Source organism: Rhizobium sp. BK049, from assembly GCF_014193135.1.
In the GTDB taxonomy this organism is placed as follows: Bacteria; Pseudomonadota; Alphaproteobacteria; order Rhizobiales; family Rhizobiaceae; genus Rhizobium.
Window position 1 is genome coordinate 90,819 of record NZ_JACHYV010000018.1, and the last position, 13,308, is coordinate 104,126.

A 13,308-nucleotide genomic window follows, 5' to 3' on the forward strand; every position below is an offset into this window, starting at 1 on the left:
GGGCGAGAAAATTGGGAACGGACCTGCATGCGCCTTTGGGGCGCAACCGCAAAACCGGCAGTCGGCGGCCGGGAGTGCTGCGCCTCGGCCGCATTGCCGCCAGTCTATGCCTTTTCGCGATAGGCGGCTTCTCTCTGTATACGGCCTTTCGCGGCGACGAGCTCGAGCGCAAAAAAACGCCGGCAACCGAGCAAGCGGCAGCGCCCTCTTCCAGCACACCTCAACCAGCGCAGACGCCGGCCGGCCAGGCGGCGGATGGAATGCCGCGCGCGGAACCGCGTTCGGGCGCCAATGTCGAGCAGATGGTCACCGGCGACGGCTCCGTCGTTACCAAATACAGCCCCCGTCCCCGCGACGGCAGCGGACCGGTATTGGTCGATGCCATGCAGGTCGGCCAGGATCCGCGCATGGCGGCGCTGCCGAACGAGACACTGCTCGAGGATTCGGCCTATGGCAGGCTGCCGATCGTCGGTCCCGACGGCCGACGGCCGATGGATCAGTATGCCCGCCCCTCGTCCGGCGCCCGCGGTGTGCGCATTGCCATTGTCGTCAGCGGCCTTGGGCTCAGCCAGACAGGAACGCAGCGCGCCATCGCCGAACTGCCCGAGGAGATCACGCTGGCCTTTGCCGCAAGCGGCAACGGCCTCCAGCGCTGGATGCAGGAGGCTCGCCGCGGCGGCCATGAAATCCTTCTTCAGGTGCCGCTGGAACCGTTTGATTATCCGGCCAATGATCCGGGCCCGGAGACACTGCTGACCTCAAAGCCGATCGCCCGCAACATCGAGAACCTGCACAAGGCGATGGGCGAGATCACCAATTACACCGGTATCATGAACTATCTCGGCGGCCGTTTCCTTTCCGAGCCTGCCGCCATGGAACCCGTGATGCGCGAGATCGGCAAACGCGGTCTGCTCTTCCTCGACGACGGGACGTCGGCGCAGTCGAAAACAGCTGATGTCGCCAAGGGGACCGAACTGCCCTATGCCTTTGCCGATCTGCAACTCGACGGCCAGCTTAATGTCGACGCCATACTGAAGAAACTCGACGAGCTCGAACGCATCGCGCGCAAAAACGGCCAGGCGATCGGCATCGCCTCGGCTTTTGACGAAAGCGTCGACGCCATTGCCAAGTGGAGCGAGGAGGCTTCGATGCGCGGCATCGAGATCGTCGGCGTCGCGGCGCTTTCCAACGACCCCAATAACCCCTGAGATGATGTCTCAACGGAGAAGAAGATGAGCCAAGCGACCGTGAAAGCCGAGGATCTGCCCTATCGCCCATGCGTCGGCGTGATGATCCTGAACCGCGATGGCCTGGTCTGGGCCGGCCGACGCATCCCTGACGGCAATTCCGAATATGACGGCTCGCCGCAGCTCTGGCAGATGCCCCAGGGAGGCATCGACAAGGGCGAGGATCCCCTGGATGCCGCCTATCGCGAGCTCTATGAGGAAACCGGCATCAGGACGGTGACGTTGCTCGCCGAGGCAAGCGATTGGATCAATTACGATCTGCCGCCGACGCTGATCGGCATCGGACTGAAAGGAAAATTCCGCGGTCAGACGCAGCGCTGGTTCGCCTTCCGCTTCGAGGGCGACGAGAACGAGATCGCCATCAACCCGCCGCCCGGCGGCCACGATCCCGAATTCGACGCCTGGGAATGGAAGCCGATGCAGGAGCTACCTGGCCTGATCGTCCCCTTTAAACGCGCCGTCTATGACCAGGTGATCGCCGAATTCCAGCATCTGACAGCATTGAAATCGGAGGACTGATCAGACCGGGATGCTTCCGATTTGCGCGCGGCGAGCGCGGGAGTGCCGGCCGCCCTGACGCGGCCGGCATCTGGTAGAAGCTTATTCGGCTTCGTCGGCGGAATCGGCGTTGAGCTGGCCGTATTTGCTTTCGCCGATTTTTTCGAGCAGATCGAGCTGCGTTTCGAGGAAGTCGATATGGCCTTCTTCATCGGCCAGCAGCTCTTCGAACAGCTTCATCGACACATAGTCGCCGGAGTCATAACAGATATCGCGCGACTTCTTGTAAGCCGTGCGGGCGTCGTACTCGCCGGCGAGGTCGGCTTCGAGGACTTCCTTGACGTTCTGGCCGATACGCAGAGGGGCCAAGGTCTGCAGATTGGGATGACCTTCGAGGAAGATGATGCGGGCGACAAGCCGGTCGGCATGATGCATCTCTTCGATGGACTCGGCGCGTTCCTTCTTGGCGAGTTTCGTGTAGCCCCAATCTTCGAGAAGACGATAGTGAACCCAATATTGGTTGACCGCACCGAGTTCGAGGAACAATGCCTCGTTAAGCCGCTCGATGACCTTTTTGTCGCCTTTCAATGTCCGCTCTCCTGTTTTCCTCATGGAACTGCTTCAAGCGCGACATGAAATCAAATATTTCGGCCTCCGTCGAGTGGCGACGGGCGTGATATTCCTCGGTGGTCTGGATGATGATGTCGACCACGTTGGGGAAGCAGCCGCAGCAACGGCCGCGTTTTTCCATGGCGTGGTAGACCTTCGCAGGCACGATAAGCTGCCAACAATCTTCGTCGAGAAAGTTGGTGATAACCTCCCGGATTTCCTTGTCGGTTATGTAATTGCAGCTGCAGACAAGCACGTCTTCATTTCCAAACATGACACTGACTATCGTGTTTTCTGCTAAAGAAGATGGTAGCTGTCAAGAAAAAATTCGAGTCCGCTTCCCTGCAAGGCACGTTGGGCGGAGCCTGTTGCAAATTTTCTAATATTCACTTCGGAGGCGATGACATGCACGACAAAAGACGTGGAGATAAGTCAGGGCAGCGCGACGCGTTTCAATGAAAATTCCGGCCGCGCGGCATGACATCGGCGGTTTCCGCCACATCCGTATGCCGGCTTGCGGCAGCCGTCTCTCGCCCCATCCTCTTGCGCGCATCGCCAAGCTGCCGCTGGTCGCCGCCGGGCCGCAATACCTCGTCCGAGCGTTCGCAAGCGCCGAAACGGCGGGCCTCGCGCTGCAGGATACCAAGGGCAGGCGTCATGTCCTCGATATGCTCGACGACGGTATGAATCACGCCACTCTGGCTTTGCAGTTTTCCGAAGATCTTCACCAACCGCGCACCCATGACGACCGACCGGTATTTTTCGAAAATTTTCGGCCAGACAATCGCATTGGCAACGCCGGTTTCATCTTCCAGTGTCATGAAGATCACGCCGCTGGCCGATCCCGGTCGCTGCCGCACCAGCACCAGGCCGGCAATCGTCACCCGCTGCCCGTTCGCGACGCGCAGCAAGTCGACATTGCGTGTTACGCGAGCATTGCGCAAATCGTCGCGCAGGAAAGATACGGGGTGCGCCTTCAGCGACAGCGAAAGGTAGCGATAATCTTCGATCACCTGCTCTCCCGGCAGCATATCCGGCAGCTTTGCCTGAGGTTCGGGCTGCAGATCGATATGGCGCACTTGTCCGAAAAGCGGCAGTTCCTCCGTTGCGCTCTTCACATCGAGAGCCCGTACCGCCCAAAGCGCCTCGCGACGCGATAGTCCGATGGATTGAAAGGCGTCCGCATCCGCCAGTCGCTCGATGACGGATTTCTGCAGCCCGGAACGCAGCCAGAGATCACGCACCGACGCGTAACCTCCTCCACGATTGTCGACGAGCAACTGCATATCGGTGGACGAAAGACCCTTGATCTGCCGCAGGCCGAGCCGTACCGCATGTCGTGTCCTGATGATTTCCCGCATTTCACGGTGCCGGAAATCAATGGCCGTATGATCGAAGGCGGCCTCTTCCAGGGTACAATCCCAGTCCGACTGGTTGATATCGACCGGCAGGATTTTCACGCCATGCTCTCGTGCATCCCGTACCAGTTGGGCCGGCGCGTAGAATCCCATCGGCTGTGAATTCAGCAGCGCCGCACAGAAGACATCGGGATAATAGGCTTTGATCCACGAGGAGGCATAAACCAGCAGCGCGAAGGAGGCGGCGTGGCTTTCGGGGAACCCATACTCACCGAAACCCTTGATCTGATTGAAACATTGCTGCGCAAATTCTTTGGTGTAACGCTTGTTTGTCGTCATCCCCTCGATGAAACGCGTCTCGAAATTGCCGATCGTGCCGGTTCTTTTAAACGTTGCCATGGCGCGTCGAAGCCGGTCCGCCTCCGCTGGCGCAAAGCCTGCCGCAGTGATTGCAATCTGCATGGCTTGCTCCTGGAACAAAGGCACACCAAGAGTTCTTTCAAGAACCGTCTTCAGCTCCTCACTCGGATATTCGATCGGAATATTCCTTTTCGTCTGTTCCCGTCTTTTCAGATAGGGATGGACCATGTCGCCCTGGATCGGTCCCGGCCGGACGATCGCCACCTCGATGACAAGATCATAAAAGCGCCTGGGCTTCAGACGCGGCAGCATGCTCATCTGCGCCCGGCTTTCGATCTGGAAAACCCCGACCGTATCGGCGCGGCCCATCATGTCATAGACCGGCTCGCCTTCTTCCCCATGCTCCCTATTGCCGAGATCGGCGAGCGTCTTCTTGATCTCATAATGCAGTTCAAGCAGCGAGAAAGCTTTCCGCAGGCAGGTGAGCATGCCGAGCGCCAGAACATCCACCTTGAGAATCTTGACATTGTCGAGATCGTCCTTGTCCCACTCGATCATGTATCGATCCGGCATCGCCGTCTTCATGATCGGCACCACTTCGTCGAGCCGGTCCCGCGTGATGACGAAGCCACCGACATGCTGTGTGAGGTGACGCGGAAAACCGAGGAGTTCCGATGCATATTTCAGCACATTCCGCGTCACTGGATTTTTGATGTCGAGGCCAGCCGCCTTCGCATCCCGCTCCGAGAGATTGTCTTCCGACCAGCCCCAGACGAGACTGCTGATGGCCGACTGAACATCCTCCGACAGGCCAAAAGCCTTGGCGACTTCGCGGCCCGCCGAACGAGTGCGATAGCTGGTGACGGCTGCCGTCAGCCCGGCATGCGCGACGCCATACCTTCCATAAATATGCTGGATGACATCTTCACGCCTGTCATGCTCGAAATCGACATCGATATCAGGCGGCTCGTCCCGGTCCATCGAAATAAAGCGATCGAAGAGGAGCGTGCTCTTTTGAGGATCGACTTCGGTAATCTCAAGACAAAAGCAAATGACCGAATTCGCTGCCGACCCCCTCCCCTGGCAGAGCACACCAATCTGATAACGAGCGTGCTGGATGATCTTGTGAACCGTCAGAAAGTAGGAGGCATAATTCTTGTCGCCGATGAGTTTCAGCTCATACTCGATCTGCTGCGCCACTTTCTCGGGAATACCACCCGGATAACGTTTTGCCGCTCCTGCCCACGTCAGCCTTTTCAGAGTTTGCTGCGGGGTTTCGCCGGGATCGTTTTCCGCGGGATAATTATGTTTCAACTCGTTCAGGGAAAAGCTCAGCCCTGCGAAAAACACCTGCGTATTCTCGACCGCGTGAGGATAGTCCCGGAAAATCCTGGATACTTCACGTGCATCCTTGAGAAAGCGTTCGGCATTGGGCGCCAGAAGGAATCCGGCTTCCGAGATCTGCACATGCTCCCGGATCGCGATCACGATATCAGAAAGCGGCCGGCGATCGGGGTGATGATAGAGCGGCTGATTGGTTGCAATCAAGGGCACACGGTTTCGGACGGCCAACATGGAAAACACCGCAAAGGCCTGCCGGTCCCGCCCGTCATAGGCTGGCGACAACGCCATGAAAAATCCCTTGCGGAACCGTTTGCGAAACCGCTCCAGATAGTCTTCAAGCACCGGCTGGCGGGCAGGATCGCTGATAAGGCTCCGGTCCGGAACGAGCGCGAGCATCATCTCGTCGCCCCATTCCATGAGCTCTGCTTCTGTCAGAATGCAGGCGCCCTTGACTGCCTCTTCTTTCAGATTGCCCGCGCTGAGGAGACGACAGAGATTCGCCCAGCCCTGCCGATTGCGGGGATAGGCGAGAATATCAGGCGTTTCATCGGAAAAGACGAGTCGGGCGCCCGGCTGAATCCGGATAGGATCGAGAATCTCTTCTCTTTTCCCTTCCTTCGCTGCCTGAGCCAAAATCGCATCTCTGTTTTTATATCTCTCCTCAAGCTGCTCGGCCTGCGCATGTGCCCTGACGACGCCGGCAACCGAATTGCGGTCCGCAATGCCGAGACCGCCGAGTCCGAGGTGAGCGGCCTGCACGACCATCTCCTCCGGGCTGGAGGCACCTTCGAGGAACGAGAAGTTCGTTCTCGTGCCGATTTCGAAGAATGCAGGCTCGGCCCTCATGCAAAGACCCCATGCATGAACCAGCGTGGATCGGGTTTTTCACCATAAAGACCCTGACGATAGATCCAGAAGCGGTGTCCAGACTCATCCTCTATTCTGAAATAATCGCGCGTCTGCGCATCATCCCCATCGATCCACCATTCCATGGCGACCCGTTCCGGTCCTTCACTTCTTGCCACCTGATGTTGTGTCCGCCGCCAGCGGAAAGTCTGCGGTGGACCGTCCGGCACTTCAGCAAATGCGACCTCAACAGGCTCCGGGTTTGCAAAGAGCCGCAGAGGGCGCTCCTCACGAAAAGGAAGCGCGCTGTCCTGCTTCACTTTCTGCAATGCCGGTAGGCTCTCCATTGCCGGTACCGTGATCACGGCCCGCTCCGGCACATGGCTTTCCCGAAGTTGGAAACTTTGCAGGCAATCCCGGCCAAGACGGGCCGAAACGCGGTCGACGAAGGTTGAAAGAGAGATTTCATCCTGCCGGTCACCTTCAAAATCGCCCTGCGTGTCGTTGAACGGGTCATGCCGCAGCACATCCAGGCGCAGGATCTCGAAACCATAGCCGGCATCGATATCGTCATAAATCGCATGCAGCCGTTCGGAAAATAACCCTGCAACGAGCTTCGGCTCGCGAAGCGGCCGCGAAGCACCGACGGAAATGCGGAAAACCCTGCCGTCGACACGAAACAGCACTAGCTCGAACACCCGCCCGCCGGCACCGCGCGCTTCCAGCGACGGCTTCAGCGACACGGCAACCTGCCCGGTGACGGCAAGGATCTGTTCTTCCGTTCCGATCGGCTCGATCAGACGACGTTCGGACGAAAGACTGGCGACGGGACGCCGGGGCGAGATCGGCTCCTCCTCGCGGCCCAGCGCCTGGTCGAGCCGCAGAAGCAGCGCCTGGCCAAAACGACGGGTGAGCGGCGCCCGCGGCGCATGAATGACATCGCCGACATATTTGAGCCCGAGCTTTTTCAAAGCCTCGACGATCTGTTCTTCCAGGCGCAAGGCCGCGACAGGCAGCGGCATCAAAACATGCTCCGTCTCCTCGTCTTCCACGATGCCGCCGTTTCCGAAACGGGAGACAGCCCAGGAAAGGCCCGGCGTCGATGAGACCGCACCTCGTGCATCGAGCCCCATATGGAAGAGCCGCGACAGAATATCCTTGAGAAGAGCTCTTTCCCCGCCGAAGAGGTGAGCGCAGCCGGTAATGTCGAGAAGCAGCCCATCCCTGCCATCGAACGCCACCATCGGCGTATAACGGTCGCACCAGTCGGCAATGGCTTCCAAAAGCCGGCGGTCGGCCGCAGGATCTTCTTCCATGACATCGAGCGCCGGATACATGGCGCGCGCTTCGGCAACGCCTTGATCCTTCCGCAATCCCAACCTCTCGGCGAATTCGTCCAGCGCCGTCAAACGCATGGCGTTGTTGAGCTTGCCGCAACAGGCGAGCGGCGGTTCTTCAGGACGCCCTTTCGAACGCCAGGAAAGCCCCCAGCGCTTGCGTGCGATGCGATCTGTGGCCAGATGCGGGAAGCTGAGCGCCAGAATGCGCTGATTTTTCGCCTGGAGACCGAGTGAAGCTTGGTTCGTCGACGGCAAGAAATTCGCGTTCATGGGGGCTCCACTCCAGAAGGAAGGAGAATGGAGCCGGATGTCGGCTCTTCTCCAGCGTGAGACGGAAAATCGGGTTGCCGATGCTGCCGGCTAGCTTCGATCCGTCCGGTAACGGCCGCAGATGCGACGGCGCCGGCTCGACCCGAAGGCGCAAAGCAGCACTGCTCGCTTCCTCCGCGCCGGCTTGACGGATGAGGAAAAGCGGACGGCGGGCGGCACGCGCCCTGAGGCTAAGCCGACGGCTTTCGGTCAGACCGAAATGCAGAGGATTGCCACGCACCTCCATGACGACGGCAGAGAAGGCTGCGCTTTCAACGGCAGCTTCCGCAAGCCAGAGCGCATCCTCCAGCTTGCGCGGCGCGGCATGGAAAAATCGCTCCGGCTTCAATCCGAAATCCTTAAGCCCCGGGGCATAAGGCCGGCCTGCTTCCAGCGCGCCAACCGTATCGCCGATCCAGAGCAGCGGCAGAGACCTCCCGGCATCTTCCTCTTGTTTCTGCATCCACGTCACAACAGCCATAGCCAGGCCGCTTGCCGCCCCAGCATCGCGGGAACTTGCAGCGCGAAATTCAATGATCGCGTCGAGCGGCAGGCCGCCTTCCATCGCCTCGTCGAGCGGTGACACGCCAATTGGTAGGCGAAGCCCGAGGTCGTTCCGTTCCTGAATCTCTCCGGTCTTTTCCGAAGCCATGGCTTCCCGCTCCGCTGCCGCAAGCGCCGGCGCAGGCTTTCCTTCTAGCTTGGCGATGGTTTCGCGGAGCGCAAAAAGCCGCTCGCGCGCCAGGGCGTTCTGCGCCATGGCGTTTACTCCGTCCGTATTGTTCCTGTTATGTTCTTATGGATTCCAGAGAGCTGAAGAAGAGTCAACAATCATTTTTTATGAATTTATTCCTGCCTTTGATTCCGCACTCGAAAATCGGCGGCAAAGGTTCTATATGGGCCCGCAAAGGAAGGAATATTCATGGCCCGCGTAGACCAGAGCGATGATTGGCAGGACCGCCATGCGCCGACGATCAGCACCTTCGAGTCGCTGGCCATGGAGGCTTACAGCCATTTACCGGATGAATTTCGCCAGCTGACGACCAATCTCACCATCGAGATTGAGGATTTCCCCGATGACGACGTTTTCGAGGATATGGCGCTGGAAACGCCTTTCGACCTGCTCGGCCTTTTCGAAGGCAGGGGAATTTCGGAGCGTTTCACCGTGGAAACCGGCGAAATGCCGAACCGCATTCGCCTCTACCGTCGCCCCATCCTCGACTATTGGGCCGAGAACGACGAGACGCTCGGCGATATCATCACTCACGTCCTGATCCACGAGATCGGCCACCATTTCGGGCTGAGCGATGAGGATATGGAGCGGATCGAGGCCAGCGCCGAGGAAGCCGCCGAGCGCTGAAACCGTGCGTTCGGCAGAACGCGCTATTGCTCGGAGAGCTTCATCTCCGGATCGTAATCCTTGCCTTCGACAGTCTTGACGACGGCCTGGCCGCATTGCATCGCGCCGGTTGCGGCATTGAAGGCATAGGTCGGCGAGCCCTCCAGAGACCAGCCCTTGTTGAGGGCGGCGGTGACCTTGTGGCAGAAGGAAGCGTCGTCGGGACCGGTCAGGAAGCGGTAGAGTTTCATCAGGCGGGCTTTCTTGCAGAAATCAGGCGGGCTTTATGAACCAGAGCTTCGGCCTGGACAAGATGCAGCCGCTCAATCATCCGGCCGTTCGCATTGATGACGTTGAGGCCTTGGGCGGCCGGATCGGCAAAGGCTGATATGATTGCCTGCGCTTCGGCAATCTCTTCCGCGCTCGGACCGAAATGCCGGTTGGCGGCCGCAATCTGCGCGGGATGGATCAGCATCTTGCCGGAAAAACCCATAGCGCGACCCTGCCCGCATTCGACGTCGAAACCTTCGCCATCCCGAAAATCGTTGAAAACGCTGTCGAGCGCATCAAGCCCATAAGCCTTGACTGCGAGAATGACCTGCATCAGCCAGGGCACGAGAAAGCTTCGCCCCGGCTGCGGCAGGACGCCGGTTTCCTTGCGCAGGTCGTTGAGGCCGACGACGAGGCAATCGAGCCGCGCCCCCAGCATGCGGCCGGTTTCGGCGATCGCCCCGACGTTCAGCACGCCGCGCGGCGTTTCGATCATTGCCCAGATGCGCAGCTCCTCCGGCACCTGCACATCGGCCAGCAGATCGCCAATATCGATGACATCCTGGGATCCATCCACTTTCGGCAGGAGAACGGCGTCGGGCAAAAGCGCCTTGACCAGATCGAGATCCGCCGCCCCGAATCCGGATGACAAAGAATTGATACGAATGATCCTTTCCTTGCCCTCGAGCGGCGGTCCGGCAAAAAAAGCATGCAGATTTTCCCGCGCCTGGCCCTTGCTCTCGGGCGCGACGGAGTCCTCCAGGTCGAAAATAACCGCATCACAATCAAGAGAACGGCTCTTTTCGAGCGCCCGCAGATTGATGGCCGGCACACTCAGCACCGAGCGGCGCAGACTTGAGGAACGCAGAGGTGTGGTTTGCTTCATCAGCCATTAGTGCCAAGCTTCGCAAAGCCCGGCAAGACAACAAAAAGCCATGCTTGCCTTGCAGAGAGGAAAAGGAAGGACCACATTCCTTTCTGTAGAAAGGTTTCAAACCCATGCAGAACATTCGCTCCATCTTCTTCATGCTGGCCGGCGCCACCTTCTTTGTCGCCATGCTGCTTCTCACCTTCTCGGTGACGCTTGCCGTCGGCGGCATCCTGACCGTGTTCATGGTCGGACGCGCGCTTTCGATGAAGATGAAGCCCGCTCCGGTGCGCGCCAAGGCAAACAACGGCAAGCCGGAGATGCGCGTCTGGAACGACGGCCGCGGCACGATCATCGATCTCTGAGGTCCTGCTTTCAAAAATATTGGCCGCCACTGTCGGATCATGCTTCCATGATACGTCTTTGAAGCACCCGGGCATTCAGCCGGCGCTCAAAAACGATGGAGGACGAGCATGGATACGATGGAAGACAAACCGGCCAAGCTGCCGCCGGTGAAGAATGGCCTGCTGCCCTACCTGACCGTCGATGGTGCGGTGAAGGCCGCGGAATTCTACAAGAAGGCCTTCGGCGCCGAAGAGGCCCACAGGGTGCCGGTCGATGAAAGCGGCCGGACGATGCATATTCATCTCTATATCAATGACAGCTCCCTCATGCTGGCGGATGCCTATCCCGAATACGGCCATCCCTTCAAAGGCCATGAAGGTTTTGCCATCCAGCTTGTTATCGACGATATCGATTTCTGGTGGGATCGTGCCGTGGCCGCCGGCGCCGAAGTCGTCATGCCGGTCGAACTGATGTTCTGGGGCGATCGCTACGGCCAGCTTCGCGATCCGTTCGGCGTCCTCTGGGGCTTGAACGCGCCTGCCAAGTAACAGGCCTCGCACCGCCCCCAGGCCACGCGAACGTCGCGTGGCCGCCATTTTAGAAAGATTCTCCTTCATTTCGGCGAAAAACTGGACTAGATGCACATTCAGGAAAGTACGTTTTGCTGAAATGGAGCATAGGTCATGGATAAATTCGTGAAGCTCACGGGCGTTGCAGCGCCCCTGCCGGTCGTCAACATCGACACCGACATGATCATCCCGAAGGACTATCTGAAGACCATTAAGCGCACCGGTCTCGGCAAGGGCCTTTTCGCCGAAGCCCGCTATAATGAAGACGGCTCCGAAAATCCCGATTTCGTGCTGAACAAGCCGGCCTATCGCGATGCCAGGATCCTAGTCGCCGGCGACAATTTCGGCTGCGGTTCCTCGCGCGAGCACGCTCCCTGGGCACTGCTCGATTTCGGCATTCGCTGCGTGATCTCCACCAGCTTTGCCGATATTTTCTACAACAACTGCTTCAAGAACGGCATCCTGCCGATCAAAGTCAGCCAGGAAGACCTCGACAAGCTGATGGATGATGCCTCGCGCGGCTCCAACGCCATCCTGACAGTCGACCTCGAAAACCTCGAGATCACCGGACCCGATGGCGGCTCCATCAAGTTCGATCTCGACGAGTTCAAGCGCCATTGCCTGCTGAACGGCCTCGACGATATCGGCCTGACCCTGGAAAAGGGCAAGGCGATTGACGAATTCGAAAAGAAGAACGCCGCGTCGCATCCCTGGGCGGCTTAAGCTATTCAATTACTTGCTGATCGAGCCGGGCCTTCGCCCGGCTTGGCCTGCCCAACATAATCCTTAGTTCAGACGATCGGGGCACCTGCCCCTCATCCGGCTGCCGCCACCTTCTCCCCGCAAGCGGGGCGAAGGTATGCCGCACCGTCTTCCTCGGCCTCAACGCTGCGTTTGCCGCGTCCCCTCGCCCCGTTTACGGGGAGAGGGAGAGGGTGAGGGTGAGGGGCAGCTATCGGGGCACGAACCGAACCTAGCTCGGCATTTCTTTGATCTCGATCAGAGAAACTTCTCCTTCCAGAGCCTCAGCTTTTCGAGCGACACGCCGATGCCGCCGCAGACTTCGATCAGTGGATTGTCAAAGCGCTGAAGCAGCGCGGCATGCACATCGGCAATGGCAAGGGCGGCACCGCAGGCCGGCTCCACGAGGATGCGATGCGCATCGGCAAATTTCAGGCAGGCGGCGACGGCATCGGCGTCGCTGACGACAACGCTTTCGATCGGATGCTGCTTCGGTAGATCGAAGACATGCTGCGCCACCTGCCTTGCACCGAGCGACGTGGCAATCGAGGTGATGGCGGGAAGGGTAACGCGCTCGTTTGCCTTGAGGCTTGCGTGAAGTGACGCCGCCCCTTCGGTTTCGACTGCGATGACGGGGACACCGGAAAGGCCGTTCCGCTTCAGCCCTTCGACAATGCCGGCCAGCAGCCCGCCGCCGCCGACGCTGGTGACGACGCAATCGAATGTCGCACCCTTCGCAACGACCTCATCGATCAGCGTGGCATGACCATCCCACAGAAGCGGATGGTCAAAAGGGTGCACATAGGTCGCCTTGCGGCTGCGGGCGAGTTCGACCGCGTGGGCATTGGCTTCGTCGAAAACGCCTCCGTGGACGAGGACACTCGCGCCGATTGCGGCAATCGACTGCCGAACATCGGCCGCCGTCGTCTCCGGCACGACGATCGTGACCGGCACGCCGAGCGCCCGGCCGGCATAGGCCGCGGCAATGCCGGCATTGCCGCCGGAGGCGCAGAAGATCTCGCGCGCACCATCTTTCACCTCCTGCTGGCACAGCCGGCCGACGCCGCGCAGCTTGAAGCTGCCGGAAGGCTGCAGCGCATCGAGCTTCAGCCAGAGCGGTTTGCCGCTGGCGCTATAGCCGGGGGATGTCCGAACCAGGGGCGTGTCGAGATGGAGGGGTGCTGAAGCCATGCAAACATCCAAGAGATAAGTGAGACGACGGTTCTAATCCGTTTGCCGGCACAGGAGCAACCTTCCTGACCTAC

The 13,308-nt window shown here is 59.4% G+C and carries 13 protein-coding genes and 1 pseudogene; 6 read left to right on the top strand and 8 right to left on the bottom strand.

The genetic code is table 11. The features are described 5' to 3' along the window. The first annotated feature begins 11 nt into the window (after positions 1 to 11). Positions 12 to 1,208: a divergent polysaccharide deacetylase family protein gene (locus FHT70_RS19245; RefSeq protein WP_183704042.1), complete on the top strand. Its 1,197-nt coding sequence runs from the start codon at positions 12 to 14 to the stop codon at positions 1,206 to 1,208. 24 nt (positions 1,209 to 1,232) lie between these two features. Further along, the gene (locus FHT70_RS19250) at positions 1,233 to 1,766 is read left to right on the top strand and encodes an RNA pyrophosphohydrolase (protein WP_183704044.1); all 534 of its coding nucleotides are present in this window, start codon (positions 1,233 to 1,235) and stop codon (positions 1,764 to 1,766) included. A gap of 81 nt (positions 1,767 to 1,847) precedes the next feature. Here the strand turns inward: FHT70_RS19250 and bfr are convergent, their stop codons facing one another. The 5 genes and pseudogenes from bfr to FHT70_RS30410 all read right to left on the bottom strand — a co-directional run bounded on the left by bfr (position 1,848) and on the right by FHT70_RS30410 (position 8,671). Then, complete coding sequence (bfr, locus tag FHT70_RS19255; protein ID WP_183704046.1) at positions 1,848 to 2,333, bottom strand: bacterioferritin; 486 nt, start codon at positions 2,331 to 2,333, stop codon at positions 1,848 to 1,850. Next, positions 2,299 to 2,707: pseudogene (locus FHT70_RS19260) on the bottom strand ((2Fe-2S)-binding protein). The gene bfr and the pseudogene FHT70_RS19260 overlap by 35 nt, the downstream one beginning before the upstream one ends. Before the next feature lie 99 nt (positions 2,708 to 2,806). Continuing rightward, a complete protein-coding gene (locus FHT70_RS19265; RefSeq protein WP_183704050.1) occupies positions 2,807 to 6,262 on the bottom strand; it encodes an error-prone DNA polymerase in 3,456 nt (1,151 codons plus the stop codon). Then, positions 6,259 to 7,806, bottom strand: coding sequence for a DNA polymerase Y family protein (locus tag FHT70_RS19270; protein ID WP_348649557.1), 1,548 nt, complete (start codon positions 7,804 to 7,806; stop codon positions 6,259 to 6,261). Before FHT70_RS19270 ends, FHT70_RS19265 begins: the two co-directional genes overlap by 4 nt. Next, entirely contained in the window at positions 7,718 to 8,671 is a 954-nt protein-coding gene (locus tag FHT70_RS30410) for a hypothetical protein (RefSeq protein ID WP_246721884.1), read from the bottom strand. Before FHT70_RS30410 ends, FHT70_RS19270 begins: the two co-directional genes overlap by 89 nt. Positions 8,672 to 8,833: 162 nt before the next feature. Between FHT70_RS30410 and FHT70_RS19275 the strand changes: the two genes are divergently transcribed. Next, positions 8,834 to 9,271, top strand: a complete 438-nt coding sequence (locus FHT70_RS19275; protein WP_085779871.1) for a metallopeptidase family protein — start codon at positions 8,834 to 8,836, stop codon at positions 9,269 to 9,271. A gap of 23 nt (positions 9,272 to 9,294) precedes the next feature. Here FHT70_RS19275 and FHT70_RS19280 read toward each other — a convergent pair whose 3' ends face one another. Further along, positions 9,295 to 9,501: a DUF1737 domain-containing protein gene (locus FHT70_RS19280; RefSeq protein ID WP_009996762.1), complete on the bottom strand. Its 207-nt coding sequence runs from the start codon at positions 9,499 to 9,501 to the stop codon at positions 9,295 to 9,297. Then, positions 9,501 to 10,406, bottom strand: coding sequence for a CoA ester lyase (locus FHT70_RS19285; protein ID WP_183704055.1), 906 nt, complete (start codon positions 10,404 to 10,406; stop codon positions 9,501 to 9,503). The genes FHT70_RS19280 and FHT70_RS19285 overlap by 1 nt, the downstream gene beginning before the upstream one ends. 113 nt (positions 10,407 to 10,519) lie before the next feature. Between FHT70_RS19285 and FHT70_RS19290 the strand changes: the two genes are divergently transcribed. The 3 genes from FHT70_RS19290 to leuD all read left to right on the top strand — a co-directional run bounded on the left by FHT70_RS19290 (position 10,520) and on the right by leuD (position 12,025). Continuing rightward, a complete protein-coding gene (locus tag FHT70_RS19290; RefSeq protein ID WP_085779873.1) occupies positions 10,520 to 10,753 on the top strand; it encodes a hypothetical protein in 234 nt (77 codons plus the stop codon). Between the two features lie 108 nt (positions 10,754 to 10,861). Then, entirely contained in the window at positions 10,862 to 11,281 is a 420-nt protein-coding gene (locus tag FHT70_RS19295) for a VOC family protein (protein ID WP_183704058.1), read from the top strand. Between the two features lie 135 nt (positions 11,282 to 11,416). After that, positions 11,417 to 12,025 (top strand): 3-isopropylmalate dehydratase small subunit, encoded by a 609-nt coding sequence (gene leuD / locus FHT70_RS19300; RefSeq protein WP_183704061.1) that lies wholly within the window; start codon positions 11,417 to 11,419, stop codon positions 12,023 to 12,025. A gap of 276 nt (positions 12,026 to 12,301) precedes the next feature. Here the strand turns inward: leuD and FHT70_RS19305 are convergent, their stop codons facing one another. Beyond that, positions 12,302 to 13,234: a pyridoxal-phosphate dependent enzyme gene (locus tag FHT70_RS19305; RefSeq protein WP_183704064.1), complete on the bottom strand. Its 933-nt coding sequence runs from the start codon at positions 13,232 to 13,234 to the stop codon at positions 12,302 to 12,304. Positions 13,235 to 13,308: the final 74 nt, after the last annotated feature.